The sequence below is a fragment of the Verminephrobacter aporrectodeae subsp. tuberculatae genome, assembly GCF_026127385.1.
GTDB lineage: Bacteria > Pseudomonadota > Gammaproteobacteria > Burkholderiales > Burkholderiaceae_C > Acidovorax > Acidovorax aporrectodeae.
In genome coordinates this window covers 133,373-159,811 of sequence record NZ_QZCX01000001.1, presented here as the reverse complement: position 1 = coordinate 159,811, position 26,439 = coordinate 133,373, and the positions used below count along the sequence as shown (strand labels likewise).

Genomic DNA, 26,439 nt, shown 5'->3' with positions numbered 1-26,439 from the left:
TGCTGGCAGTGCAGATGATTCGCGCGTGCGCCCGGTCCGGCGCACTGCGCAGTTGGGGCATGGCCCTTCTCTTGGCCGCCGCGCTGGCCACCCAGGCGCATGCGGGCCGTTCCTGCGAGGCGCGCAAGCCCACGCTGCAGGTCATTGAGCGCGGCATGAAGCTGGCCCAGCAGACCGCCGCCGCGCTGGACGCCGAGAACACCCGGTCCGGCGCGCAGCTCGTGCTGCTTGGCCGTGCGGGGCAGGATCTGGGCAAATACGGTTTGCGCTACTCGCACTTTGGCTGGGCCTACAGGACGCCCGAGGGCAGCTGGCGCGTGGCGCACAAGCTCAACGAATGCGGCACGGCCGAGGGCCATCTGTACCGCCAGGGGCTGGGCGAGTTTTTTCTGGACGACCTGTGGCGCTACGTGGCCGTGTACGCCGTTCCCACGGCCGAGGTGCAGCAGCGCCTGCTGTCCGTGCTGCTGCACGACGAGCGCATCCGGGCGCTGCAGCACCTGCCCTACAGCACGGTCAGCTACGTGTGGGGGGCCAAGTACCAGCAGTCCAACCAGTGGGCGCTGGAGACGCTGGCCATGGCGATGGACCCCGCCGCGGTGCACACGCGCGCGCAGGCGCAGGCTTGGTTGCAGCTCAAAGGCTACGCGCCCAGCGTGCTCAAGATCGGCGCGCTCACGCGCCTGGGCGGGCGCCTCGGCTCGGCGAACATCGCGTTCGACGACCACCCGGGGGAGAAGCGGTTCTCCGACCGCATCGAGACGGTCACGGTGGATTCGGTGCTGGATTGGCTGCAGCGCGCGCAGCTGGCGGCGCAGCCGGTGGGGCTGGCGTTGGAGGATTGAGCGCTTGGCATGTTCATCGCGGCGCCAGCAACCGCGCAGGCGGAGCGGGTGCTACACGATCAGCAGCGCCCGAAAGTCGTTCACATTGGTGTGCGTGGGGCCGGTGACCAGCAGGTCGTCGAGTTGCGCGAAGAAGCCCCAGGAGTCGTTGCCCGCCAGATGCGCGTCGATGTGCAGCCCCGCGCTGCGCGCGCGCGCCAGCGTGTCGGGGCAGACAAGGGCTCCGGCGTTGTCCTGGCTGCCGTCGATTCCGTCGGTGTCCGCCGCCAGCGCCCACACGGCGGGCGCGCCCTGCAGCGCCTGCGCGAGTCCCAGGCAGAACTCGCCGGCCCTGCCGCCGCGTCCGCGCGGCAGGCCGGGCGCGCGCGCACGCACCGTGACGGTGGTCTCTCCACCCGACAGGATCACGCAGGGCGCGGCAAACGGCTGGCCGCGCCGCGCGACCGAGCGCGCGAGCGCCGCGTGCACCCGGCCGACTTCGCAGGCCTCGCCCTCGATCTCGTCCGACAGCACGTGCACGGCCAGCCCCGCGGCGCGCGCCGTGGCGGCGGCGGCTTCCAGCGCCTGCCAGGGTGTGGCGATGAGTTGCAGGCAGTGGCCCGCAAAGCGCGCGTCGCCGGGTTTCGGGGTCTCCAGTGTGCCCGCTTCCAGGGCCGCCCTGGCGGCGGCGGGAACGTCGATGCCGTAGCGCGCGAGGATCGCCAGCGCGTGCGCGCAGTGGCTGGCGTCGGGCACCGTGGGGCCGCTGGCGATGACGCCCGGGTCGTCCCCCGGAACGTCGCTGATGGCCAGCGTCAGCACGCGCGCGGGCGCGCAGGCGAGCGCCAGCCGCCCGCCCTTGATGCGCGAGAGGTGCTTGCGCACGCAGTTCATCTCGCTGATCTGCGCGCCGCTGTCGAGCAGGGCGCGGTTGATGCGCTGCTTGTCGTGCAGCGTCAGCCCGTCGCAGGGCAGGGTGAGCAGCGCCGAGCCGCCGCCCGAAATCAGGCACAGCACCAGATCGTCCGCGCTCAGCCCCCGGGTCAGCGCCAGGATGCGCTGCGCCGCAGCCAGTCCCGCGGCGTCGGGAACGGGGTGCGCGGCCTCGACGACCTCGATGCGCTGCGCCAGGCCGGCGGGCCGCGGGGGGATGTGCCCGTAGCGCGTGAGCACCAGGCCGGACAGGGGCGCGTCGCCGGGCCACAGCGCCTCCAGCGCCTGCGCCATGGCGCCGCCCGCCTTGCCCGCCCCGAGCACGAGGGTACGCCCCTTGGGCGGCGCCGGAAGCCAGGCGCGCATGCCTTCCAGGGGCTGCGCGCTGCGCACGGCGGCGTCAAACAGGGCGCGCAGGAAGTCGCGTGGCCGGGAGCGGAAGTCCGGAATGCAGGCCGGCGCTGCGGCCGGGGTGGAGGGGGGCGTGTGCATGGCGCGCATTGTGCAGCAGGCCCCTGCGCTGGCGGCCGGCGCTCGGGGCGTGGGCGGGCCGTGCAAGCGTCCCCCGTATCATGCCGCCATTGCGCCCTCTGCCCGCGAGCGCGCGGCACCCCATGATCTACGACAGCACCCAAGCCTACCCCCGCGATCTGACCGGCTATGGCAGGCATCCGCCGCACGCGCAATGGCCGGGCGGCGCGCGCATCGCCGTGCAGTTCGTGCTGAACTACGAGGAAGGCGGAGAGAACGCCGTGCTCCATGGCGACGCCGGTTCCGAGCAGTTCCTCTCCGAGATGTTCAGCCCCGCGAGCTACCCCGCGCGGCACATGAGCATGGAGGGCATTTACGAATACGGCGCGCGCGCGGGGGTGTGGCGCATCCTGCGCGAGTTCGAAGCGCGCGCGCTGCCGCTCACGGTGTTCGGCGTGGCGAGCGCCCTGCAGCGCCACCCCGAGCTGACCCGGGCCTTCGTGGAACTGGGCCACGAGATCGCCTGCCATGGCCTGAAGTGGATTGCCTACCAGCATGTTCCGGAAGACGTCGAGCGCGCGCACATGGCGCAGGCCATGGCCATCATGGAGCGCCTGACCGGCACCCGCGCGCTGGGCTGGTACACCGGCCGCGACAGCCCGAACACCCGCCGCCTGGTGGCCGACTTTGGCGGCTTCGAGTACGACAGCGATTACTACGGCGACGACCTGCCCCTGTGGATGCTGGTGCGGCGCAGCGACGCCAGCGTGGTGCCGCAGCTCGTCGTGCCCTACACGCTGGACTGCAACGATATGCGCTTCGCGTTGCCGCAGGGCTATGCGCACGCCGACCCGTTCTTTCAGTACATGAAGGACAGCTTCGACGCCCTGTACGCCGAAGGCGACCCGGCGGGCGCCGACGCGCCGAAGATGATGAGCGTCGGCATGCACTGCCGCCTGCTCGGACGCCCCGGGCGCATCGCGGCGCTGCAGCGCTTTCTGGACCATATTCAGCGGCATTCGCAGGTCTGGGTCTGCCGCCGCATCGACATCGCGCGCCACTGGAGACAGGCGCATCCCTGCCCCGCACAGAAAGCCGACCCGCCATGACCCCGACCCCCCCGACCCTGGAGAGACTCAACGGCGCCAGCGCCGCCGACGCCCTGCGCCTGCTCGACGGCCTGTACGCGCACGCGCCCTGGGTCGCCGAGCGGGCGCTGGCCCTGCGCCCCTTGCGCTCGCTCGCGCAGCTGCGGCATGCGCTCGTGCAGGCGGTGCGCGGCGCCGGTGCCGACGCGCAGCTGGCGCTGATCCGCGCGAATCCATGGCGCATGGACCAGGCCCTGGCGCAGCGCAGCCCCACGCCGGACGAGAGCGCGCGCATCGCGCGGCTGGACACGGCCTACGAAGAGCGCTTTGGCTTCCCGTTCGTCCTGGCCGTGCGCGGCCCGCGCGGAACGGGGCTGACGCAGCAGGAAATCATCGACACCCTGGAGCGGCGTCTGGAAAACCACGCCGATTTCGAGCGGGCCGAGGCGCTGCGCAATCTCCACCGCATCGCCGAGCTGCGCCTGAACGACCGGTTCGGCGCCGAACCGACGCTGGGCAACGACCTCTGGGACTGGCATGAGAAGCTGGCCGAGTATTCCGACCCGGGCTTTGCGCAACAGGGCCAGCTCACCGTCACCTACCTGACCGACGCGCACCGCGCCTGCGCCCGGCGCATCGGCGACTGGATGCGCGACTGCGGCTTCGACGAGGTCGCGACCGACGCCGTGGGCAACGTGGTGGGCCGCTACCACCCGGCAGCCGACGGCGCGCGCTACCTGCTGACCGGCTCGCACTACGACACCGTGCGCAACGGCGGCCGGTACGACGGCCGCCTGGGGATCTTCGTTCCCATGGCCTGCGTGCGCGAGCTGCAGCGCGCGGGTCGGCGCCTGCCGCTGGGCATCGAGGTGGTCGCGTTCGCGGAAGAGGAAGGCCAGCGCTACCCGGCGAGCTTTCTGGGATCGGGCGCGCTCACCGGGGACTTCGACCCCGCGTGGCTCGACCAGAGGGACGCCGAAGGAATCAGCATGCGCAGCGCCATGCAGCACGCGGGCCTGTGCGTTGAAGCAATCGCCGCGCTGCGGCGCGACCCGCAGCGCTACCTGGGTTTCGTCGAGGTGCACATCGAGCAGGGCCCGGTGCTCAACGAGCTCGACCTGCCCCTGGGCGTGGTCAGCTCCATCAATGGCTGCGTGCGCTTCATCGGCGAGATGATCGGCATGGCCAGCCACGCCGGAACCACCCCCATGGGCCGGCGCCGCGACGCCGCCGCGGGCGTGGCGGAACTGGCGCTGTACATCGAGCAGCGCGCCGCGCAGGACGAGGGCTCGGTGGGCACCATCGGCCTGCTCGACGTGCCCGGCGGATCGATCAACGTGGTTCCGGGGCGCTGCCGGTTCAGCCTGGATCTGCGCGGCCCCAGCGACGCGCAGCGCGACGCGCTGGTGCAGGACGTGCGCGCGCAGCTTGGCCGGATCGCCGCGCGCCGCGGCCTGCGCTACACGCTGGACGAAGCGCTGCGCGCTGCCGCCGCCCCCAGCGCGCCCGCGTGGCAGCGCCACTGGGAACGCGCCGTGGAAGCGCTCGGCCTGCCCGTGCTGCGCCTGCCCAGCGGCGCAGGCCACGACGCCATGAAGCTGCACGCGATCCTGCCCCAGGCGATGCTCTTCGTGCGTGGCCAGAACGCGGGAATCAGCCACAACCCGCTCGAGTCCACCACGAACAACGACATTCAGCTGGCCGTGGACGCCTTCGCCGGGCTGCTGCAGCAGTTGGCCGGGGAGGCGCAGCCATGAGCGTTGGGTACAGCGCCGCGCACGGCGCCGTGCACGGCGCGCTCGACGCGTGGATCGACCAGCATTTCGACGCCCAGGTGCGCTTTCTGCAAGCCCTGGTGCGCGTTCCCACTGACACCCCCCCGGGGAACAACGCGCCGCACGCGGAACGCACGGCCGAGTTGCTCGCGGACTTTGGCTACGCGGCCGAAAAGCACGCCGTTCCCGCAGCCGACGTGCGCGCCCATGGGCTGGAGTCGATCACCAACCTCATCGTGCGCCGCCGCTATGGCGCGCCCGGCGCGGGCCGGACCATCGCCCTGAACGCGCACGGCGACGTGGTGCCCCCCGGCGAGGGCTGGACGCACGACCCCTACGGCGCCGAACTGCACGACGGCGCGATGTACGGCCGCGCCACGGCTGTGAGCAAGAGCGACTTTGCGAGCTATACCTTTGCCGTGCGCGCGCTCGAGGCCGTGGCCCGGCCCACGCAGGGCGCGGTGGAACTGCACTTCACCTACGACGAGGAGTTCGGCGGCGAACTCGGCCCGGGCTGGTTGCTCGAAAACGGCCTGACCCGGCCCGACCTCGTGATTGCCGCCGGCTTCTCCTACGCGGTCGTGAGCGCGCACAACGGCTGCCTGCAACTGCAGGTCACCGTGCACGGCCAGATGGCGCACGCCGCCGTGCCGCATACGGGCGTGGACGCGTTGCAGGGCGCGGTGCATATCCTCGGCGCGCTGTACGCGCAAAACCAGGGCTACCGGCAGATCCGCTCGCGCGTCGCGGGAATCGGGCACCCGTATCTGAACGTGGGCCGCATCGAAGGCGGAACGAATACCAACGTCGTTCCCGGCAAGGTCGTGTTCAAGCTCGACCGCCGCATGGTCCCCGAGGAGGATGCGCAGGAAGTGGAGGCCACGATTCGCCGCGTGATCGCGCAGGCCGCCAGCGGGTACGCGGGCATCACGGTGGACGTCGAGCGCCTGCTGCTGGCCCGCGCCATGACGCCGCTCGCGGCCAGCCAGCCGTTGGTGGACGCCATCCAGCGGCATGCGCAGGCGGTGCTCGGCGAGCCCGTTCCCGCCGTGGGAACGCCGCTGTACACCGACGCGCGCCTGTACGCGCAGCGTGGAATTCCCGCGGTGATCTACGGCGCGGGTCCGCGCAGCGTGCTCGAATCGCACGCCAAGCGCGCCGACGAACGCCTGCAACTGGAAGACCTGCGGCGCGCGACCAAGGTCATCGCGCGCACGCTGCACGAATTGCTCGCGGGATGAGGGCCTGCCCCGGCCCGGGGCAGAAAATCAACCGGCCAGCGCCACCACGACGGCTGATTCCTCGACGTCGGCCAGCGCCTGCTGCCGGACGCGCAGGCCGCTGCGGGCGTCCGCGAAGCCGATGATGCGACCGCCCGCGGGCAACTCCAGCGTGACCTCGTCGCCCTGCGGACCGCGCTCGACGCCAGCGACCTGGCCGCGCAGCTGATTCGCCGGCACCTCGGCGGGGGCAGCGCCCGGGCGCGTGACGCGCACCGAGGTCGCCTTGCACAGCGCAATCACCCGCAGGCCGGGGCGCAGTCCGAGCAACTCCACGCTCTCGCGCGTGATGCGCGCGCAAAGGACCGCAGCGTCCCCGACCCGCAGCTGAACACGCGACAGGGGACCTGCCGTCTCGACGCCGAGCACGGTGGCCGCGAACTGATTGCGCATGCTGGTTCTCAACGCAAACAGCGTCGCGCCGGATGCGTCCGCCGCGCCGGAGGCCGCCCGCCAACGCTGCTGGATCAGCGCCTTTGCCGCGTCCAACTCCCCGGCGAGCTCGAGCAGCTGGACGCCATGCGCCGTCAGCGTTGCGCCCCCGCCGCCAGCGCCTCCGACGGCGCGGTGGACCAGGGGAACGCCGGCCAGGTTGGTGAGCGTGTCGATCGCCTGCCAGGCGGCCCTGTAGCTGACCCCGGTCTCGCGGGCGGCCTGCGAGATGCTGCCGCTGCGCCCGATGCCCCGCAGGATGTCGATGCGCTTGTCGCTCAGGCCATGGTCCAGCGCGTCGGTGAGTCGGGGTTTTCTCATCGCGCGGATTGTGCAAGCAATCTGCACGGTAACTGCCCGGCATCCTGCCTCCCGGCGCGCGCGGGTGCGGCAGCTGCTTGCCATGCTAGCATCGCTATTCAAGTAGCGAATAGCGCAATGCCCGAGGAAAAACAAGCATGACGACCCCGACCCCGACCCGACTGCGCGCGGTGATGCTGGCGGCCACCCTGGCCTTCGCCGGCGCAGCCTCCCGGGCGCAGGAACTGGTGGTCTCCGCCGCCGCGAGCCTGACCAACGCCTTCCAGGCCGTGGGCCAAGCCTTCGAGCAGGCGCAGCCGGGCGCCAAGGTGCGCTTCAACTTTGCTGCGTCCGGCCCGTTGCTCGCGCAGATCCGGCAGGGCGCACCGGTGGACGTGTTTGCCTCGGCGGATCAGGAGAGCATGCACCGGGCGGCCGGCCTCATCGTGGCGGCGACGCGCGCCGACTTTGCCGCGAACACGCTGGTGCTGATCCTGCCGTCGGCATCGGCCCAGGCGCCGAAGGCGCTCGGCGACCTCGCGAGCCCGTCCTTCCAGCGCGTATCGACCGGAACGCCGGCCACCGTGCCCGTCGGGCGCTACACGATGGAGGCGGTCGAGAGGGCCGGCCTCACGGCGGCCCTGCAACCCCGGTGGATCTACGGCGAGAGCGTGCGCCAGGTCCTGAACTACGTGGCGCGTGGCGAGGTCGATGCCGGCTTCGTCTACCGCACCGACGCCATGGTCGAACGCGAGAAGACGCGCATCGCGTTCACGGTGCCGACGAGCACGCCGGTGACCTATCCCATCGCGCAGGTCGCGGCGAGCCAGAACGCCGCGCTGGCGAATGCGTTCATCGCCTTCGTGCGCGGCCCCGCCGGCCAGGAGATCCTGCAGCGCTTTGGCTTTTCCAAGCCCTGAAGTGGAACATCTCCGAGTCGCCTTCCGTGGTGTCCTGGCGTGGGGAGCCGCGCCTGTTGGGCGGATGCGTGGGCGCAGGGCATGCTGATTGCGCTCTGGCTCACGCTCAAGGTTGCCCTGCTGGCCACGCTGATCGCAGGCCTGGCAGGGATTGGCCTCGCCTGGTGGCTCGCGCGCAGCAAATTCCCCGGAAAGGGCATTCTCGACGCGATCCTGGTGCTGCCCATGGTGCTGCCGCCCACGGTGATCGGCTACTACCTGATCGTGCTCATCGGGCGCAACGGCGCGCTCGGCCGGCATCTGCACGACTGGTTTGGCATCAACCTCATGTTCACCTGGCAGGGCGCCGTCATCGCGGCGTCGGTGGTCTCCCTGCCGCTGGTCTACAAGGGCGCGTACGCGGCCTTTGAAGAGGTTGACGGGCGCTTCGCCCACGCGGCGCGCACGCTCGGCGCCGGCGAGTTCGAGCTGTTCATGCGCGTCGCGCTTCCCTTGGCGATCCGTGGCATCGCTGCCGGACTGATGCTGGCCTTTGCCCGCGCCATGGGCGAATTCGGCGCCACCCTGATGATCGCCGGCAACTTGCCCGGCAAGACGCAGACCCTGTCCATCGCCGTCTACGAGGCGGTGCAGGCCGGCGAGGACGGGCGCGCCCTGTGCATCACCCTGACCATGTCGGTCGTCTGCATGGCCGTGCTCGTGGTCTCGGGCCGCTTGCTCCAGGCGCGGCACTGAGATGAGCGCGCTCGATGTCCGGCTGCAGTGCACCCTGCGCTCGGCGGAGCGCAGGTTCGATCTGGACGTGGCCTTCGAAGCCCATGCGCATCATTGCGCGCTGATGGGGCCGTCGGGCTCGGGCAAGTCAACCGTCCTGATGGCCATCGCCGGGCTGGTGCATGCGGCGCGCGGCCATGTGCGCATCGCCGGCCAGACCCTGCTGGACACGGCGCGTGGCGTTGACTTGCCGGCGCGCAAGCGCCGGGTCGGCGTGGTGTTCCAGGACTACGCCCTGTTTCCGCACATGACGGTGGAGCGCAATCTGCAGTTTGGCGTCCACCGGCTTGGCCGGCGCATCGACACCGGGGGCATGGAGCGGGTGCAGGCCCTGATCCGGCAGTTCGATCTGCAGGCGCTGCGCAGCAGCCTCCCGCGCAATCTCTCCGGAGGCCAGCGCCAGCGCGTCGCCCTCGCGCGGGCGCTGGCGACCGAACCGCAACTGCTGCTGCTCGACGAGCCCTTGTCCGCGCTGGACGTGCCCCTGCGCGCACGGCTGCGGCGTGAACTGGCCGAGATGCTCGGGCGCGTGCCGGTGCCGACCCTGCTCGTGACCCACGATCCGCAGGACGCCGAAGCCCTGGCACGCGAGGTGATCCAACTCGACAATGGGCGCGTCGTGGGTCAGGTCTTCAGCCCGAAGGTTTGCTGAGATGCCGCTTGCCGAGCGCCCCGAGCGGGATGTCAGCCGCTCGCGCGCCTCCGGCGGATTCCCCTTGATGACGTAGTTCGCTCGCCATGTTCGTATCCAGCATGAAGCGGCTCAAAACAGGTTCCTCTCTTGCTCCGGCAAGTCTGCGCGATCGACCATGAAATCGGGCGGAATCTCGGTGCGATCGGCAAGTTCGAAGAACTCCTGCCAAGAGGCGGCCTTGGCCGACTCGCCACGCAAGGGCACGCATTTTTTGAAAATGTTTGACATAGCGTACATTCCATAGAAAAAAATACCAAAAGTTCGATAACACGCACATGCTGGGCAGGCCCCACTATAAGAGGCGATATGGACAGGATCTTACGAGCGCAGGACAGCCAGACCTTCGGGCGCATGCTCAGAGATGAGCGCAAGGCGTTGGGCAAGAGCCAGGACGATGTGGCTGCGGCGGTCGGCACGCGCAGGCAGACCATCGCCGATCTGGAGCACGGCAAGAACGTCGGCTCGCACACCGTTTTCGCGGTGCTCGCCGCCATCGGCAAGATGGTGGCGATCACCGACGCGCGTCCTGATCTCGAAATGATCCGCACCATGCTGGAGGAGTCCGGCAATGGCTGACGCGCTGCGCGGCAAGATCAAGGCCCTGGATGTGAGCATTCACTCGGCGGCCGTCTACGGTCGAGTTGTCAACGCCCTTTCGGCACACGGACACCGGCCAACGGTCGAAGTGCGCCCGGACTGGTATTACTGAAGCGAGAGGAACATCACCATGATCGAGTACACCTCGGGCGACATCCTCCAATGTGAGGCCGACGCACTGGTCAACACCGTCAACTGCGTCGGTGTGATGGGGCGCGGCATCGCCTTGCAGTTCAAGAACGGCTACCCCGAAAACTTCAAGGCTTACGAAGCGGCCTGCAAGCACGAAGCGGTGCAGCCTGGCCGCATGTTCGTTTTTGATACGGGGCAGCTCACCCTGCCGCGCTTCATCATCAACTTCCCGACCAAGCGCCACTGGCGTGGCAAGAGCCGCATGGAGGACATCGAGGCGGGCCTGACCGATCTGGTCCATGTCATCCGTGCCAAGGGCATTCACTCCATCGCCATTCCGCCACTGGGCGCAGGTTTGGGCGGGCTTGACTGGAGGGAGGTGCGTCCCCGCATCGCACGTGCGCTGGCAGAGCTTGCCGGCGTGCGTGTGCTGGTGTTCGAGCCCAAGGGGGCCCCAGCCAACGACAAGATGGCGCATGCGCGCGAGGTGCCCAAGATGACGGTGGGCCGCGCCGCCTTGGTGGAACTGATGCAGCGCTACCTCGGCGGTCTGCTCGACCCCTTCGTCACCTTGCTGGAAATCCACAAGCTGATGTACTTCATGCAGGAGGCCGGTGAGCCGCTACGTCTCCAGTACGTCAAGCATCACTACGGCCCCTACGCGGAGAACCTTCGGCATGTGCTGCAGGCGGTGGAAGGCCATTTCATCACGGGTTATGCCGATGGCGGCGATGCGCCGGACAAACCACTCACGCTGGTGCCCGGGGCGGTGAATGACGCCAAGGTCTACTTGGCTCAGCACGAAATCAGCCGCGCCCGCTTTGAACGGGTGACCAAGCTGGTAGAAGGCTTCGAGTCATCCTACGGGCTGGAACTTTTGGCCAGCGTACATTGGGTGATGAGCCGCGAGGGCGCCACACGGCACGAGAGCGTGGAGCGCCAAGTCCATGGCTGGAATGCCCGCAAGCGGCAATTCACGCCCCGTCAGCTGGCCATTGCCGAAGAGCGGCTGCGCTCCCAGGGCTGGCTATCGCCCGAAGTGGCTTCGGCCCATTGAGGATTCATCAGGGAATGCAAAAAAGGACCGGAGCGAGGCGCGTATCCACACCGGTCCAACCGGCTGCCGCAGGCTGATCGGTAGCCTTCCCCGTGACGGCAATCGATCAGGGGAACGCGCGCATCCAACCGGCATGGCATGAGCGCCGCATCGGCCTGCGCCATCGAGACTGAGTCGCTACACTGCGCGCCGGGCGCCCGCCGCAAGGGGCCCTTGCATGGCAACAACGAGGAGACAAAGCATGAACATTCGCCATACGCTGCTGAGCAGCAGCATTGCGCTGGCCCTGGCCAGCCTGAGCGCCTGCGGCAACGCCCCGCCGGCCGTGAGCGCGGCAGCGCCGGCCCAGCAAACCGCTGCGGCGCCCTACGACCTCGACATGGACCGCTTCCACCCCGTGGTGGCGCGAAATGGCATGGTTGCTTCGGAACAGGAGCTCGCCTCGCGGGTGGGCCTGGACATCCTGCGGGCCGGCGGCAACGCGGTGGACGCGGCCGTGGGCGTCGGCTTTGCGCTTGCCGTGGTGTTGCCCAACGCGGGCAACCTGGGCGGTGGTGGCTTCATGCTGCTGCACGAGGCCAAGACCGGCCAGAGCGTGGCGCTCGATTTCCGCGAAATCGCGCCCCGCGGGGCGCGGCGCGACATGTACCTGGACGCCCAGGGCCAGGTGATCCAGGACAAATCGCTTTACACGCACTACGCCGTGGGCGTTCCCGGCACCGTCGCCGGCATGGAACATGCGCTCAAGCGCTGGGGAACGATGCCCCTGGAGAAGGTCATCGCGCCCGCCATCGCGCTGGCCAACCAGGGCTTTCCCGTGAGCGAGACGCTGGCCAGGGTTTTGCAGCAGGAACAAAAGACCATGGGCCCGTGGCCCGCGACCCGCGCGATCTTCTGGAAAAACGGCGCGCCGCTGAAGGCGGGCGACCTGCTCGTGCAAGAAGACCTGGCCCAGTCCATGCGCCTGATCGCGCAGCAGGGCGCCAAGGCCTTCTACGAGGGCGAGATCGCGCAGAAGATTGCGGCCGAAATGGCGCCGCACGCCGGCGCCATCACGCTGCAAGACCTGCGCGCGTACCAGGTGGTCGAGCGCGCGCCCACGCGCGGCATCTACCGTGGCTACGAGATCGTGACCATGCCGCCGCCCTCCTCGGGCGGTGCGCACCTGGTGCAGATGCTGAACATGCTCGAGCCGCTGCCGCTGGCCCAGTGGGGAGCAAACAGCGCGCAGACCATCCACTACCTGGCCGAGAGCATGAAGCTGGCTTATGCCGACCGCGCCGAATACCTGGGCGACCCGGATTTCGTGCGAATCCCGCTCAAGGGACTGACTTCCAAGCCCTACGCCCAGGCGCTGGCCAAGGGCATAGACGGCAACGCGGCGCGCCCGGGAAGGAGCATCGCGCCGGGCCGGCCCCAGGCGTATGAAAGCGACCAGACCACGCACTACTCGGTGGTTGACAAGGCCGGCAACGCCGTGGCCGTGACCTACACGTTGAACACCAACTTTGGCAGCGGCATCGTTGCCCAGGGAACGGGGATCATGCTCAACAATGAGATGGACGACTTCTCGGCGAAACCCGGCGTGGCGAATGCCTACGGCCTCGTGGGCGGCGAGGCGAACGCCGTGGCGGCCGGCAAGCGCCCGCTGTCGTCGATGACGCCCACCGTGGTCCTCAAGGACGGCAAGCCGACCCTGGTGACCGGCAGCCCCGGCGGCGCGCGCATCATCACCACGGTGCTGCAGACGGTGCTCAACATCATCGACTTCGGCATGACCCCCGCGGAAGCCGCAGCCAGTCCCCGCGTGCACCACCAGTGGACGCCCGACGAACTGCGCGTGGAAAAGGGCCTGAGCCCCGACACCCTGGCGCTGCTCAGGCAGCGCGGCCACAGCATTGCCGTGAAGCCGGCGATGGGCCGCACACAGACCATCCAGCTGCGCGACGGCATCCTGTACGGCAACTCCGACCCGCGCAACCCGGACGGCAAGACCTTGGGCTATTGATGTGATCGATTGACACCCGATCGGGCGGCGGCAAGGGCCTGCCCCGCTCCCCCTCCAAGCCACCCCCTTGAGCGGGTGGCTTTTTTCATGCAGCAGGGCCCCCGCTCTGTCACCTGGGGAACAAGCCGGGCACCCCGATACGCAATCGGCAACCTATGCTTGCGCTGCGGAGCCGCTTGTGTGCGATCCATCCCCAAGGAGTGTCCATGCCCCGGGTTTTCCCCTCCCTCTTTGGCCAGGTGGTCCTGGCGCTGCTCGCCGGCGTGGCGCTCGGCCTGGTCTGGCCCGATACCGCGTTGCAGCTCAGGCCGCTCGGCGACGGGTTCATCAAGCTGATCAAGATGCTGATCTCCCCGATCGTTTTCTGCGTGGTGGTGCATGGCATTGCGGGAAGCGGCGATCTGCGGCGCGTGGGCCGCGTCGGCCTCAGGACGCTGATCTACTTCGAGGGGGTCACCACCGTCGCGCTCGTGCTGGGCCTGGCGCTGGCGCTCTGGTTCGAGCCCGGCGCGGGAATGAACGTGAACCCCGGGACACTCGACGCCCAGGCCCTGGGTGCCTACACGGAGAGCGCGCACAAGCTCACCGGGGGCGGCTTCAGCGACTTTCTGCTGCGGCTCGTCCCGACCACGGCGGTGAGCGCCTTCGCCAACGGCGACGTGCTCCAGGTGCTGCTGTTTGCCATCGTCTTCGGCTGCGCGCTGGCGCTGCTGGGCGAGCGCGGCGCGCGCGTCACGGAACTGGTCGAGACGCTTTCGCTGGTGCTGTTCAAGGCCATGGGGCTGATCATCCGGCTCGCGCCGCTGGGGGTGCTCGGCGCCATCGCGTTCACGGTCGCCAAATACGGCCCGGGCACGCTCAGGCAACTGGGCATGCTGGTGCTGCTGTTCTACGCCGCCGTGCTGCTCTTCGTGGTGGCGGTGCTCGGGCCCATCATGCGCTTGTCGGGCCTGAGCCTGTTCAAGCTGCTGCGCTATCTGCGCGAGGAACTCGCCGTGGTGTTTGCGACCACCTCGTCCGACAGCGTGCTGCCGCAGGTCATGGCCAAGCTCAGGCGCATGGGAATCCGCGATTCCACGGTGGGACTGGTGATCCCCACGGGCTATTCGTTCAACCTCGACGCGTTCTCCATCTACATCACGCTGGCGGCGGTGTTCATCGCGCAGGCCACGAACACGCCGATCTCCATGGCCGATCTGTGGGGCATTTTGGCGGTCTCGCTGCTCACGTCCAAGGGCGCACACGGTGTTCCCGGGTCGGCCATCGTCGTGCTCGCGGCCACCTTGCAGGCGATTCCCGCGATCCCCGCGATCGGTCTGGTGCTGGTGTTGTCCGTGGACTGGTTCATGGGGATCGCCCGGGCGCTGGGCAATCTGATCGGCAACTGCGTGGCCACCGTCGCCGTGGCCGCCTGGGAGGGCGACATCGACCGCGAACGCGCGCACGCCGTGCTCGACGGGCGCGAGCCGCCACCGCCCCACGGACCGGCCTGACGCGCCCCGCGCGCCAGCGGGCGGGAGTGGACCGGATAGGCATAAACCGCGATGCCGGCCAGCCACACCATCGGCTACCCTGTTTCGCACCCCCACCGAGGACTTCCGAACAGGATTGCCGCATGCCCGAGAAACTTTCCGCCGCCGAAGAATCGCTGCGCGACGCCGCGCGCGAGTACCACCGCAACCCCGGCCGGGGCAAGATATCGGTGACCCCCACCAAGCCCCTGTCGAACCAGCGCGACCTCTCGCTCGCCTACTCGCCCGGCGTGGCCTACCCCTGCCTGGACATACAGGCCGACCCGTCCAAGGCCTTCGACTACACCTCGCGCGGCAACCTGGTGGGCGTGATCACGAATGGCACGGCCGTTCTTGGCCTGGGCGACATCGGCCCGCTGGCGGGCAAGCCGGTGATGGAGGGCAAGGGCTGCCTGTTCAAGAAGTTCGCCGGCGTGGACGTATTCGACATCGAATTGGCCGAGCGCGACCCCGACAAGCTCATCGCGATCATTGCCGCGCTCGAGCCCACGCTGGGCGGCGTGAACCTCGAAGACATCAAGGCGCCCGAGTGCTTCTACATCGAGCGCGAGCTGTCCCGGCGCATGAACATCCCCGTGTTCCACGACGACCAGCACGGCACGGCCATCATCTCCAGCGCCGCGCTGCTCAACGGCCTGGAACTGGTGGGCAAGGACATCGGCGCGGTCAGGATCGCCGTCTCGGGCGCCGGCGCCGCCGCGATTGCCTGCGTCAGCGTGATGCTGGGCCTGGGCGTGCGCGCGCACAACGTCTTCATGTGCGATTCCAAGGGCGTGATCTACGCGGGCCGCCCCGGCGGCTACGACGCATCCAAGGCGCGTTACGCCCAAGAGACCGACGCGCGCACGCTGGCCGACGCCGTCAACGGCGCGGACGTGTTCCTGGGCTGCTCGGCCCCCGGCGTGCTCACGGCGGAGATGGTGCGGAGCATGGCGCCCCGGCCGATCATCCTGGCGCTGGCCAACCCCGAGCCCGAAATCCGCCCGGAACTGGCCCGCGCGGTGCGCCCGGACTGCATCATCGCCACGGGCCGTTCGGACTACCCGAATCAGGTGAACAACGTGCTGTGCTTTCCCTACATCTTCCGCGGCGCGCTGGACTGCGGCGCGACCCGGATCACCGAAGCCATGAAGCTGGCCTGCGTGCGCCAGATTGCCGACCTGGCCAAGGCCGACATCAGCGAAGAGGTGGCCAACGCCTACGCCGGCAAGGAACTCGCTTTTGGCCCCGACTACCTGATCCCCACGCCCTTCGACTCGCGCCTGATCCTCAAGATCGCGCCCGCCGTGGCCCAGGCCGCAGCCGACTCCGGCGTGGCCACGCGCCCGATCACCGACATGGAGGCCTACAAGGAAAACCTCTCGCGCTTCGTCTACCAGACGGGCATGCTGATGCGCCCCGTGATCACCGCAGCCAAGGCCCTGCCCGACGCGCAAAAGCGCGTCGCCTACGCCGACGGAGAAGACGAGCGCGCGCTGCGCGCCGCGCAGATGGTGATAGACGACAGGATCGCGCGGCCGATCCTGATTGGACGCCCCGCGGTGATCGCCGCGCGCATCCGGAAAGCCGGCCTGCGCATGCAACCGGGCAACGACGTGCAGTTGTGCAACCCCGAGGACGACCCGCGCTTTCGCCAGTACTGGGAGCACTACCACCAGCGCATGCGCCGCGACGGCGCCACGCCGGAAGTGGCCAAGGCCGCGGTGCGCCGCTCGAACACCATCATCGCCGCGCTGATGGTGGCGCTGGGCGACGCCGACGCCATGATCTGCGGCCTGGTGGGAACCTATGAAACGCACCTGGAACGCATCCACAGCATCCTTGGCCGCCAGCCGGGCGTGCACGACTACGCCGCGCTCAACGCGCTCATGACCAGCCGCGGAACGCTCTTCATTGCGGACACCTATGTGAACGAAGACCCCACGGCGCAGCAACTGGCAGACATCGCCTGGATGTCGGTGCAGGAAGTGCAGCGCTTTGGCCTGCCCGCAAAGGTGGCCTTCCTGTCGCATTCCAACTATGGCTCCTCCAAGCGCGCGTCGGCCAAGAAGATGCGCCTGGCGCGTGACCTGTTCGTCGCTGCGCACCCCGGGATCGAATGCGACGGCGAACTGCACGGCGACGCCGCGCTCGATCCGGGAATCCGCAACACCTATCTGTCGGACGCGACGCTGACCGACGCGGCGAACCTGCTGATCTGCCCGAACATCGACGCGGCCAACATCCTCTACAACGTGCTCAAGACCACCACCAGCGGCGGCGTGACCGTGGGCCCCATCCTCATGGGCGCAGCCGCCACGGCGTACATCCTGACCCCGGCCGCCACCGTGCGCCGGGTGCTCAACATGACGGCGCTGGCCGTTGCCAGCGCGGCGGCGCGTCCCCGTGTTCTGCCCCGCGGATAGCGGCACAACCTCTCACCATGGAAGTTGCCCTTTCAGTTCGTCCAGTGCGAGCTGGATTCGGTCGTCGGCGTTCTCCTGCAGGCTGAGCGTCAAGGAGAGCGGGTCCACGGTGCTGGCGTTCGGCATCAGCGCCGGGCTGTAGCTCCACAGCTGCCATTCTTGTGCGCCCGCTTCGGGATCAGGCAATTCGCGAACGCCGGCATCCGTCGCAGCCTTCCAGTCTGCGGCGCTCAACGCATGCACCGGCCATTTCGGCTCGGACAGCATGGAATGGCGCGCGAGAGCGCTCAGACCCGCGAGGCGGCTGGGCCGGTGTGCGGCGACCCCATGCGCTGCCACCCAGACCGTGCGCCGGACCGGCGTTCGCAGTGCGGGCCTCGCACGCTCCCAGACCTGCTTCGGCGGGAGTTCCATGCGCAGCCAGCGCGAACGGCCGACCGTGTGCGCGGCAGCCAGCCCGGCCGCAGTCAGTTCCCTGACCGCGCGCGACAGTGTCATGGGCGTGTAGCCCAACGCAGCCGCGACCTCGGAGGGCTGCCAATCGGGCTGCCACGGCTGGCGCAGCAAGGCGGTGATCAGCATGGCTTGCGCGGATGGGCTCAGCGCCGCTTCCGTGGCCGGAGCGCGCTGCCGAAAATACTCACGCAGGTCCAGTCCCAGGTCCGGCAGATAGAGTTGGTTGCCCGGCACGATGAACGGGACTTTTTGCTCGATCAAGCGCCGACGGTCATAAGAGGCCAGTGCATCGGTGACGTAGACCGCCGGCTGACCCGCCAGGGCCAGGACCTTGTCCAGCCAGGTACGGACTTCGCTGAGGGACTGCTTGGCCTCAGCCCGCCCGATCGCCAGGACGACGGGCTGCCCCAGCAGTTCCAGCTCGCTGAACTGGAAGGCGTCGCGCAGGAAGTAAGGCAGTTCGTTTGCACGCCCCCACGGCCTCAGGTCTGGCGCGTCAATGCCCAGAACCTCGTGGAGATAGTGCAGGACGGCGGTCGCTTGGGTCGGCAAAGTGCATCCTGTATAACTTTTATTCCGCACGATAACATGCATATTGTTATCGTGCAAACTGGCGTTATTATGGCGGTGTCGATGGTTCCCGGCCCTATGCCGAGCCGTCCGGTGAAAGGAAGCAGACACGATCGGGACGAGGGCCCGCCATTCACTTATATGCGCGAGGCCTGGCACGAGGGGGGGGGGAATTTCAGACTTAGACGCCGGGCCGGGCCACGGTCAGGTCGATCGTTCCGTCGGCCAGCGTGGCCCGCAGCGCGTCGCCGGGGCGTGCCTGGCGCACCTGGGTCACGGCCTGGCCGCCGGCGCTGGTGAGCAGGGCGTAGCCGCGTTGCAACACCAGGCGCGGGTCGAGCAGTTCCAGGCGCAGGGCCGCGCGCTCCAGCCGATCTGCCTGCCGCGCCAGGTGCCGCTGCCATGCGGCGGGCAGTTGCACTTGCAGCGCTTGCCGGGCCTGCGCGCGGTGTTGCAGGTTCAGCTGCGCGCTGTGGCGCATGCGCTGGGCAAGCTGCGCCAGCTGCATCTGCTGGTGCGCCACGCGGCCCGACGGGCGGCCGAGCCGTGCGGCCGCCTGGTCCAGCCGCTGCTGCCGCGCGTCGAGCTGGCGCTGCACGGCGTCGCGGATGCGGCCGGCGAGCCGGTCCAGCGCCCCCAGCCACATGTCGCGGGGCTGGGCGAGCAGTTCGGCCGCCGCCGTGGGCGTGGGCGCGCGCAGGTCGGCGCAGAAGTCGGCGATGGTGAAATCGGTTTCGTGCCCGATCCCGCTGATCAACGGCACCGGGCTTTGCACGATGGTGCGCGCCAACTGCTCGTCGTTGAAAGCCCACAGGTCCTCGATGGAGCCGCCGCCGCGCACCAGCGCGATGACGTCGATCGCCGGAGTCTGGTCGGGGTGGGCCCCGGGCACCGCGCGCGCGCGGGCCAGCAGATACAGTTTTTCCAGCGCCTCGATGATCGACGGCGGCGCGGCCGCGCCCTGCACCTGCGCCGGAACCAGCAGCACCGGGATATGCGGCACGCGGCGGCGCAGGGCCGTGATCACGTCGTGCAGCGCCGCGGCCCCGGGCGACGTGACCAGGCCGATGCCGCGCGGTTGCAGTGGCAGCGCGCGCTTGCGCGCGCTGTCGAAGAGTCCTTCGGCGTCGAGCCGGGCCTTGAGCCGCAGGAAGCGCTCGAACAGCGCTCCCTGCCCGGCGCGCTGCATGCTCTCGACGATGAACTGCAGGTCCCCGCGCGCCTCGTAGACCCCCAGGCGGCCGCGCAGTTCGACCAATTGGCCGTCGCAGGGCGCGAAGTCGAGCAGGTCGGCGGCGCGGCGGAACATGGCGCAGCGCAGCTGGCCGCTGGCGTCCTTGATCGAAAAATAGCAATGCCCGCTGGACGCACGCGACCAGCCCGTGACCTCGCCGCGCACCGCGACCGGATTGAAACGCAGTTGCAGGGCGTCAGCAATGGCGCGGCATAGCGCGCCAACCTCCCACACGCGGGCCGAAACGGCGGGTTCCGGACGTTCAAACATAAGGAGCGGCGGGCCTTGGCGCGGTGTTCACACGCTGAGTACTCCACAGAAACCGGCGAGCGGCAGGGAACACGCCGATGCCCGCGAAAACTGACGGCAAAATGTCAGGACCCGTGCAAGTCCTTGATATATATGGGGCTAAGGTTTTCACTGAGTACTCTTTTATCCGTCTGCTGCGGGTCAGGCACGCGCCCGCAGGGCGCCCGAAGCGGTTTGCCCACAAAGTTATCCACAGTTCTGCGGCGCTGCGCGAGCGTGGGGCCGGGCGATTCGCCAAGTGACGGTTTGTCACGCGAGAGCCAGAGCGAGCTGGGCATAATCCCCGGCTTGCTTTAATCTGCGCGGAGAGAGAATTTGCTGTCCATCATACAGGCCGCGGGCTGGCCCATCTGGCCCCTGATCGCGTGCTCCATTTTGGGGATGGCGCTTGTTTTCGAGCGTTTCGTGGCCCTCAAGACGGCCCGCGTCGCGCCCCCGAAACTGCTCGACGAAGCGATCGCGGTGTCGTCCAAGGCGCTGCCCACGCCCGACGTGGTGAACCAGCTTGCGCAGAGCTCGGCCCTGGGCGAGGTACTCGCCAGCGGCCTGCGTCGCCTGAACAGCGCGCCCCAGAGCAGCGAAACCGACGTGCGCGCCGCCATGGAGGGCACGGGGCGCGCCGTGGCGCATCGCCTGGAGAAATACCTGTCGGCGCTGGCCACCATCGCCTCCGCGGCCCCCTTGCTGGGCCTGCTCGGCACCGTGATCGGAATGATCGAGATCTTCGGTTCGCAGGCCGGCTCGGGCGGCGTGGGCCAGGCGCTGGGCGGCGGCAACCCGGCCCAGCTGGCGCACGGCATTTCGATCGCCCTGTACAACACGGCGTTCGGGCTCATCGTGGCCATCCCCGCGCTGATCTTCTGGCGCTACTTCCGCGCCCGCGTGGACGCCTACCTGCTCACGCTGGAACTGGCCTCCGAGCAGTTCGTGCGCCACATTTTGCAGTTGCGCAAGACGAAATGAACTTCCGCCCGCGCGCCAAGGACGAACCCGAGATCAACCTGATCCCGTTCATCGACGTGTTGCTGGTGATCCTCATCTTCCTGATGCTGACCACCACCTACAGCAAGTTCACGCAATTGCAGCTCACGCTGCCCGTGGCGGACGCCGAGGCGCAGCGCGACTACCCCCGGGAGGTGATCGTCTCCGTTGCCGCCGACGGCCGCTACGCCGTGAACCAGGGCGGCGTCGATGGCCGGAGCGTGGACGCCGTGGCGCAGGCGCTGCGCAGCGCCGCCGGCCGGGACAGCGTGGTGGTCATCAGCGCCGACGCCCTGTCGTCGCACCAGTCCGTGGTCACGGTGATGGAGGCCGCGCGCCGCGTGGGGCTGGTGCAGATCACGTTTGCCACGCAGTCGTCCGCGGCTTCGCGCGCGGCCAGACGCTGACGCGCATGGCCAACCCCGCCCCCGCCCGCCCGGTCCCCGGTCCCGCAGCGCCGCACGGCCTGCAAAAGATCTGGCAGACCCGGGGCCTCGCGGCCTGGGCGCTGTGGCCGCTGTCACGGCTTTATGCGGCGCTGGCGGCGCTGCGCCGCGGGCTGTACCGCGCCGGGGTGTTCGCGGCCGAACACCCGGGTTGCCCGGTGATCGTCGTCGGGAACGTGATCGCCGGAGGCGCGGGAAAGACCCCCGTGGTCATCGCGCTCGTGCAATACCTGCAGGCGCGCGGGCTGCGCGTCGGCGTGATCTCGCGCGGCCATGGGCGCAGCACCCGCGACTGCCGCGCGGTGCTGCCCGGCAGCCCGGCCAGCGAGGTGGGCGACGAACCCGCGCTCATCGCGCGCCGCATTTGCGCAGGGGGGGACGGCACCGTCCCCGGCGTTCCCGGCGTGCCCATCTTCGTGGCCACGCGCCGCGTTGCCGCCGCGCGCGCGCTGCTCGCCGCGCACCCGCAAACCGACGTGCTCGTGTGCGACGACGGCCTGCAGCACCTGGCCCTGCTGCGCGATCTGGAAATCTGCGTCTTCAACGACCAGGGAACAGGCAACGGCTTTCTGCTGCCCGCCGGCCCGCTGCGCGAGCTCTGGCCGCGCGCGGTGGACTTCGTGCTGCACGCGGGCGCCCGGCCCCCGGGCGCATCGGCGGCGCCCGCTTTCGGCATGCGGCGCAGCCTGGCCCCCTGCGCAGTGCGCTGCGACGGCACCCGGCTGCCCCTGGCCTGGCTGCAGGGCCAGCCCTTATACGCGCTCGCAGCCGTGGCGCGGCCGGGCGAGTTCTTTGCCATGCTGCGCGCCGCGGGGCTGACGCTGGCGTGCACCGAGGCCCTGCCCGATCACTACGACTTCAAGCGCTGGAAGGGCCCGCCGGAGCCGCACATGCCCGTGCTCTGCACCGAAAAAGACGCGCTCAAGCTGTGGGGGCTGTACCCGGGTGCGCTCGCCGTTGCGTTGGTGCTGCACATCGACCCGCGCTTTTTCCAGGCCCTCGACGCGCGCCTGCCCCCCGGCGCGCAATGCCACCGCTATCATCCGGCCTGAACGCACGAGCCCGCGCGACCCTCCAAGCCACTGCCCCCATGGACCCGAAACTGCTCGAACTGCTGGTCTGCCCGGTCACCAAGGGCCCCCTGCGCTACGACCGCCAGGCGCAGGAGCTCGTCTCGCGCAGCGCCCGGCTGGCGTACCCGGTGCGCGACGGAATTCCCGTGCTGCTGGAAAACGAAGCCCGCACCCTGACGGACGAGGAACTCGAGCAGTGAGCGCGGCCCTGGACGGGGCGGCCGTGGACCGGCCCGTGGACCTGCGCTTCACGGTGCTGATCCCGGCGCGCAGGGCCTCGAGCCGCCTGCCGGACAAGCCCCTGGCCGACATCGCCGGCCTGCCCATGGTGGTGCGCGTGGCGCGGCGCGCGGCCCAGAGCGCGGCCCGGCGCGTGCTCGTGGCGACCGACGACGCGCGCATCCAGCAGGTCTGCGCGGCGCACGGCGTCGAGGCGCTCCTGACCCGCGCGGACCACGCCAGCGGCAGCGACCGGTTGGCCGAGGCCTGCGCCCGGCTCGATCTCGCCGGAGACGAGATCGTCGTCAACGTACAGGGCGACGAGCCGCTGATCGACCCCGGGCTCATCGACGCCGTGGCAGCGCTACTGCCGGCCCGGCCCGAGGCCAGCATGGGAACGGCGGCGCACGCCATTGCCTCGCTGGACGACTACGCCGACCCCAACGTCGTGAAAGTGGTGCTCGACGCCCGGGGCCTGGCGCATTACTTCAGTCGCGCACCGATTCCTTTTGCGCGCGACCGCGCAGGCACGGCGTGGTGGCAGGACGCAGCGTCCGGCGGCGCCGCGGCGCTGGCAGGGTTTGCGCCGCTGCGGCATGTCGGCATCTACAGCTACCGCGCAGACTTTCTGCGGCAGTTTCCCCGGCTGGCCCCGGCGCCTGCCGAGGCGCTCGAAGCGCTCGAACAATTGCGCGCGCTGTGGCATGGCCACCGCATCGCGGTGCACCTGGCGGACGCCGCATCCGGACCGGGTGTGGACACGCCCGAGGACCTGGAGCGGGTGCGCCGCATTTTTCGCTGAGCGCGCCCCGGGCCGCCCGGGGGCGCATGCTATCCTCGAACGTAACCGGCGCGGCGCGGGCGCAGGGCCGGCTCCGGGCAGCTGCGGCCCCCGGTGTGCACCGGTTTCCAACCTTCGAGGAGCTCCATGAGACTGATTCTGCTGGGCGCACCTGGCGCCGGAAAGGGCACGCAAGCCAGCTTCATCTGCCGCGAATACGGCATCCCGCAAATCTCCACCGGGGACATGCTGCGCGCCGCCGTGAAGGCGGGAACGCCGTTGGGCCTGCAGGCCCGGGCGGTGATGGATTCGGGCGCGCTGGTCAGCGACGACATCATCCTCGCGCTCGTCAAGGAACGCATCGCGCAGCCGGACTGCGCCAAGGGCTTTCTGTTCGACGGCTTCCCGCGCACCCTTGCCCAGGCAGACGCCATGAAGGCCGCGGGCGTGCGGCTCGACTGCGTGCTCGAAATCGACGTGCCCTTCGACGCCATCATCGAGCGCATGAGCGGCCGCCGCCTGCACCCGGCCAGCGGCCGCACCTACCACATCCGGTTCAATCCGCCCCGGGTGCCGGGCAGGGACGACGCGACCGGCGAGGAACTGGTCCAGCGCGAGGACGACAAGGAAGAAACCGTGAGGAAACGTCTGCAGGTCTACAGCGACCAGACGCGCCCCCTGGCGGACTACTACCGCAGCTGGGCCCAGGCCGAACCCGCAACCGCCCCCCGGTACCGCAGCATCAGCGGAACGGGCAGCGTGGACGAGATCACCGTGCGCGCGCTGCAGGCGCTGGCGGACTGCCCCCGGCCGGTGCTGGTCGGCCATTGACCGAACCCCGGGAGCCCACCCCATGCCGGACTTTCGCAGCGACACCGTCACCCAACCCACGTCCGCCATGCGCGAGGCCATGTTCCAGGCCCCGCTGGGCGACGACGTGCTGGCCGACGACCCCTCGGTGAACGCGCTGCAGGAGCACGCGGCCGAGTTGCTGGGCTTCGAGGCGGCGCTGTTCGCCCCCTCGGGAACGCAGACCAATCTGATCGCGCTCTGGGGCCATTGCCAGCGCGGCGACGAGGCCATCGTCGGCCAAAGCTGGCACAGCTACCGCTGGGAGGCGGGCGGCATGGCCGTTCTCGGGTCGATCCAACCGCAGCCGGTCGAGACGCAGCCCGACGGCACGCTGCGCCTGGCGGACATTGCCGCCGCGATCAAGCCCGACGACCCGCACTTTGCGCGCACCCGCCTGGTGGTGCTGGAAAACACCACTGGCGGCCAGGTGCTGCCGCCGCAGTACCTCGCCGAAGTCGCCCGGCTGGCCCGGGAGCACGCGCTGGCGCTGCATCTGGACGGCGCGCGCGTGTTCAACGCCGCCACGGTGCAGGCCGCGCGCAGCGGCAGCGACGTGTACGCCGAGGCGCGCAGCCTGTGCCGCGAATTCGACTCGGTCTCGCTGTGCCTGAGCAAGGGCCTGGGGGCGCCGGTGGGGTCGCTGCTGCTCGGCCGGCGCGACTTCATCCGCCAGGCGCGCCGCACGCGCCAGATCCTCGGGGGCGGCATGCGGCAGGCCGGAATGCTCGCGGCTGCGGGCCACTACGCGCTGCGCCACCACGTGCGGCGCTTGTCCGAGGACCACGCGAACCTGGACCAACTCGCCCGGGGCCTCGCCGAAGCAGGCCGCAGCCACCCCGTGCTCCAGGGGCGCATCCACGTGCAGCCCTGGCAGACGAACATCTTGTTCACGGATCTGCAGGCCGACGTGGCGCCCGCGTTCAGCGCCTGGCTGGAGCGCAACGGGGTGCGCGTGACGGGCAGCCTGTACGGCGGCCAGACCCGGCTGCGCTGGGTGACGCACTTGGACGTGGGCCCGGCCGACGTGGCCGCGGCGCTGGACTGCGTGGCGCGTTTTGCGCTGCCGGGGTAGATCGGGCGCGCTCCCCCCCACCCCAGGGCGACTACAGCCTGCGCAGCCGCTCCAGCGCCGCGCGCAGCGTGGCTTCCTTTTTGGCAAAGCAAAAGCGCACCACGCGCTGCTCGAAGCCGTCGCCGTAGAAGGCCGACAGCGGAATCGCCGCGACGCCGATCTCGCGCGTCAGCCACTGGCAGAAGTCGGATTCGCTGCGCTCGCTCACGGCGGAGATGTCCACGCACTGAAAGTAGCTCCCTGCGCTTGGCAGCAGCCGCAGGCGCGAGCCTGCGAGCCCCTCGCGGAACAGGTCGCGCTTGGCCTGGTAGAACGCGGGCAACTGCAGGTAGGGGGCAGGGTCTTGCAGGTACTCCGCCAGGCCATGCTGCATGGGAGTGTTCACGGTGAATACGTTGAACTGGTGCACCTTGCGGAACTCCGCCGTGAACTGCGCCGGGGCTGCAACCGAGCCGACCTTCCAGCCCGTGACGTGAAAGGTCTTGCCAAAGCTCGAGACGATGAAGGCCCGCGCGGCCAGGCCCGCGAAGCGTGCGGCGCTCTGGTGCTCGGCGCCGTCGAACACCATGTGCTCGTACACCTCGTCGCTGATGAGCACGACGGCGGTGGGCGCGAGCAGGTCTTCGAGCTGGCGCATTTCGGCGGCGCTCCAGACGGTCGCGCCGGGGTTGTGCGGGCTGTTCGTGATGATGGCGCGGGTGCGCGGCGTGATCGCGGCGCCGATGCGCGCAAAGTCCGGGCGAAAGCTCCCCGGCGCCAGGGGAACGCGCACGGCGCGGCCGCCGGCCAGGTCGATGTTCGGCACGTAGCTGTCGTAGCAGGGGTCGAGAACGATGACTTCGTCGCCCGGGTGCACGATCGCCAGCAGCGCGGTGAGGATGGCCTGGGTGGCGCCCGCGGTGATGGTGATTTCGGTGTCCGCGCTGTACCGGCGGCCGTGCAGCGCCTCGATCTTGTCGGCAACGGCCGCGCGCAGCGCAGGGATTCCCGGCATCGGCGGGTATTGGTTGTGCCCGGCCTGCATGGCCCGGGTCACGGCGTCCGGCAGCGCGCGGTCGCAGGCAAAGTCGGGAAACCCCTGGCCCAGGTTCACGGCCCGGTGCTCGGCCGCGAGCGCGGACATGACGGTAAAGATGGTCGTTCCCACCTGCGGCAGCCGGCTGACCAGGCGGGGTGGGGCGGCAGTATGGGCGGTATGGGCGGTGTCGGCGGCTGGGGTCATGG

General features: G+C 69.6%; 26 protein-coding genes. 20 read left to right on the top strand and 6 right to left on the bottom strand.

Annotation, left to right across the window (positions count from 1 at the left end; genetic code table 11):
* The first annotated feature begins 14 nt into the window (after positions 1 to 14).
* A complete protein-coding gene (locus D5041_RS00620) occupies positions 15 to 845 on the top strand; it encodes a DUF2145 domain-containing protein (RefSeq protein ID WP_265284358.1) in 831 nt (276 codons plus the stop codon).
* A 51-nt stretch (positions 846 to 896) separates the two neighbouring features.
* On the opposite strand, the gene D5041_RS00615 is transcribed toward D5041_RS00620, so the two are convergent.
* Positions 897 to 2,249: a glycerate kinase type-2 family protein gene (locus tag D5041_RS00615; protein ID WP_265283594.1), complete on the bottom strand. Its 1,353-nt coding sequence runs from the start codon at positions 2,247 to 2,249 to the stop codon at positions 897 to 899.
* A gap of 122 nt (positions 2,250 to 2,371) precedes the next feature.
* Here D5041_RS00615 and puuE point away from each other — a divergent pair, with 122 nt between their 5' ends.
* From puuE to D5041_RS00600, 3 genes are read left to right on the top strand one after another with little or no spacing between them, the layout of a single operon-like run.
* Positions 2,372 to 3,337 carry an allantoinase PuuE gene (gene puuE, locus D5041_RS00610; RefSeq protein WP_010105583.1) on the top strand — a complete coding sequence of 322 codons (966 nt, stop codon included), beginning with the start codon at positions 2,372 to 2,374 and terminating at the stop codon, positions 3,335 to 3,337.
* Positions 3,334 to 5,073, top strand: coding sequence for a hydantoinase/carbamoylase family amidase (locus D5041_RS00605; RefSeq protein ID WP_265283593.1), 1,740 nt, complete (start codon positions 3,334 to 3,336; stop codon positions 5,071 to 5,073). Before puuE ends, D5041_RS00605 begins: the two co-directional genes overlap by 4 nt.
* Entirely contained in the window at positions 5,070 to 6,332 is a 1,263-nt protein-coding gene (locus D5041_RS00600) for a M20 family metallopeptidase (RefSeq protein ID WP_265283592.1), read from the top strand. Before D5041_RS00605 ends, D5041_RS00600 begins: the two co-directional genes overlap by 4 nt.
* Before the next feature lie 27 nt (positions 6,333 to 6,359).
* Here D5041_RS00600 and modE read toward each other — a convergent pair whose 3' ends face one another.
* On the bottom strand, positions 6,360 to 7,124 hold the full coding sequence (gene modE, locus D5041_RS00595) for a molybdenum-dependent transcriptional regulator ModE (RefSeq protein ID WP_265283591.1): 765 nt from the start codon (positions 7,122 to 7,124) through the stop codon (positions 6,360 to 6,362).
* Between the two features lie 137 nt (positions 7,125 to 7,261).
* On the opposite strand from modE, the gene modA reads away from it, so the two are divergent.
* The 3 genes from modA to D5041_RS00580 all read left to right on the top strand — a co-directional run bounded on the left by modA (position 7,262) and on the right by D5041_RS00580 (position 9,449).
* Complete coding sequence (gene modA, locus D5041_RS00590; RefSeq protein ID WP_407702199.1) at positions 7,262 to 8,023, top strand: molybdate ABC transporter substrate-binding protein; 762 nt, start codon at positions 7,262 to 7,264, stop codon at positions 8,021 to 8,023.
* An 81-nt stretch (positions 8,024 to 8,104) separates the two neighbouring features.
* Complete coding sequence (gene modB / locus D5041_RS00585; RefSeq protein WP_010105672.1) at positions 8,105 to 8,758, top strand: molybdate ABC transporter permease subunit; 654 nt, start codon at positions 8,105 to 8,107, stop codon at positions 8,756 to 8,758.
* A 1-nt stretch (position 8,759) separates the two neighbouring features.
* Positions 8,760 to 9,449 carry an ATP-binding cassette domain-containing protein gene (locus D5041_RS00580; RefSeq protein WP_265259509.1) on the top strand — a complete coding sequence of 230 codons (690 nt, stop codon included), beginning with the start codon at positions 8,760 to 8,762 and terminating at the stop codon, positions 9,447 to 9,449.
* Between the two features lie 111 nt (positions 9,450 to 9,560).
* Here the strand turns inward: D5041_RS00580 and D5041_RS00575 are convergent, their stop codons facing one another.
* Entirely contained in the window at positions 9,561 to 9,719 is a 159-nt protein-coding gene (locus D5041_RS00575) for an AbrB/MazE/SpoVT family DNA-binding domain-containing protein (RefSeq protein ID WP_265259508.1), read from the bottom strand.
* 78 nt (positions 9,720 to 9,797) lie between these two features.
* Here D5041_RS00575 and relB point away from each other — a divergent pair, with 78 nt between their 5' ends.
* From relB to D5041_RS00545, 6 genes are all read left to right on the top strand, one after another.
* A complete protein-coding gene (relB, locus tag D5041_RS00570; protein ID WP_265283590.1) occupies positions 9,798 to 10,067 on the top strand; it encodes a type II toxin-antitoxin system RelB family anti-toxin in 270 nt (89 codons plus the stop codon).
* Entirely contained in the window at positions 10,060 to 10,200 is a 141-nt protein-coding gene (locus D5041_RS00565; protein WP_265283589.1) for a DUF4433 domain-containing protein, read from the top strand. Before relB ends, D5041_RS00565 begins: the two co-directional genes overlap by 8 nt.
* 18 nt (positions 10,201 to 10,218) lie before the next feature.
* Complete coding sequence (gene darG / locus D5041_RS00560) at positions 10,219 to 11,277, top strand: type II toxin-antitoxin system antitoxin DNA ADP-ribosyl glycohydrolase DarG (protein WP_265283588.1); 1,059 nt, start codon at positions 10,219 to 10,221, stop codon at positions 11,275 to 11,277.
* A gap of 241 nt (positions 11,278 to 11,518) precedes the next feature.
* Positions 11,519 to 13,285: a gamma-glutamyltransferase gene (gene ggt / locus D5041_RS00555; RefSeq protein WP_265283587.1), complete on the top strand. Its 1,767-nt coding sequence runs from the start codon at positions 11,519 to 11,521 to the stop codon at positions 13,283 to 13,285.
* Positions 13,286 to 13,491: 206 nt separating this feature from the next.
* Positions 13,492 to 14,778: a C4-dicarboxylate transporter DctA gene (locus D5041_RS00550; protein ID WP_265283586.1), complete on the top strand. Its 1,287-nt coding sequence runs from the start codon at positions 13,492 to 13,494 to the stop codon at positions 14,776 to 14,778.
* A gap of 122 nt (positions 14,779 to 14,900) precedes the next feature.
* Positions 14,901 to 17,222 (top strand): NADP-dependent malic enzyme, encoded by a 2,322-nt coding sequence (locus D5041_RS00545; protein WP_265259503.1) that lies wholly within the window; start codon positions 14,901 to 14,903, stop codon positions 17,220 to 17,222.
* Positions 17,223 to 17,234: 12 nt separating this feature from the next.
* On the opposite strand, the gene D5041_RS00540 is transcribed toward D5041_RS00545, so the two are convergent.
* Positions 17,235 to 18,230 carry a hypothetical protein gene (locus D5041_RS00540; RefSeq protein ID WP_265259502.1) on the bottom strand — a complete coding sequence of 332 codons (996 nt, stop codon included), beginning with the start codon at positions 18,228 to 18,230 and terminating at the stop codon, positions 17,235 to 17,237.
* Between the two features lie 199 nt (positions 18,231 to 18,429).
* Positions 18,430 to 19,752 (bottom strand): exodeoxyribonuclease VII large subunit, encoded by a 1,323-nt coding sequence (gene xseA / locus D5041_RS00535; RefSeq protein WP_265283585.1) that lies wholly within the window; start codon positions 19,750 to 19,752, stop codon positions 18,430 to 18,432.
* 354 nt (positions 19,753 to 20,106) lie between these two features.
* On the opposite strand from xseA, the gene D5041_RS00530 reads away from it, so the two are divergent.
* From D5041_RS00530 to ltaE, 7 genes are all read left to right on the top strand, one after another.
* Entirely contained in the window at positions 20,107 to 20,754 is a 648-nt protein-coding gene (locus D5041_RS00530; RefSeq protein ID WP_010101482.1) for a MotA/TolQ/ExbB proton channel family protein, read from the top strand.
* The gene (locus D5041_RS00525; protein ID WP_010101483.1) at positions 20,751 to 21,179 is read left to right on the top strand and encodes an ExbD/TolR family protein; all 429 of its coding nucleotides are present in this window, start codon (positions 20,751 to 20,753) and stop codon (positions 21,177 to 21,179) included. The genes D5041_RS00530 and D5041_RS00525 overlap by 4 nt, the downstream gene beginning before the upstream one ends.
* A gap of 5 nt (positions 21,180 to 21,184) precedes the next feature.
* Positions 21,185 to 22,270 (top strand): tetraacyldisaccharide 4'-kinase, encoded by a 1,086-nt coding sequence (lpxK, locus tag D5041_RS00520; protein ID WP_265283584.1) that lies wholly within the window; start codon positions 21,185 to 21,187, stop codon positions 22,268 to 22,270.
* A gap of 38 nt (positions 22,271 to 22,308) precedes the next feature.
* On the top strand, positions 22,309 to 22,491 hold the full coding sequence (locus D5041_RS00515; RefSeq protein ID WP_010105649.1) for a Trm112 family protein: 183 nt from the start codon (positions 22,309 to 22,311) through the stop codon (positions 22,489 to 22,491).
* Positions 22,488 to 23,312: a 3-deoxy-manno-octulosonate cytidylyltransferase gene (gene kdsB / locus D5041_RS00510; protein WP_265259499.1), complete on the top strand. Its 825-nt coding sequence runs from the start codon at positions 22,488 to 22,490 to the stop codon at positions 23,310 to 23,312. The genes D5041_RS00515 and kdsB overlap by 4 nt, the downstream gene beginning before the upstream one ends.
* Before the next feature lie 126 nt (positions 23,313 to 23,438).
* The gene (gene adk / locus D5041_RS00505) at positions 23,439 to 24,122 is read left to right on the top strand and encodes an adenylate kinase (protein ID WP_265283583.1); all 684 of its coding nucleotides are present in this window, start codon (positions 23,439 to 23,441) and stop codon (positions 24,120 to 24,122) included.
* A 22-nt stretch (positions 24,123 to 24,144) separates the two neighbouring features.
* Complete coding sequence (ltaE, locus tag D5041_RS00500) at positions 24,145 to 25,215, top strand: low-specificity L-threonine aldolase (RefSeq protein ID WP_265259497.1); 1,071 nt, start codon at positions 24,145 to 24,147, stop codon at positions 25,213 to 25,215.
* 31 nt (positions 25,216 to 25,246) lie between these two features.
* Here the strand turns inward: ltaE and D5041_RS00495 are convergent, their stop codons facing one another.
* Positions 25,247 to 26,437, bottom strand: a complete 1,191-nt coding sequence (locus D5041_RS00495; RefSeq protein WP_265283309.1) for a pyridoxal phosphate-dependent aminotransferase — start codon at positions 26,435 to 26,437, stop codon at positions 25,247 to 25,249.
* Positions 26,438 to 26,439 lie beyond the last annotated feature (2 nt).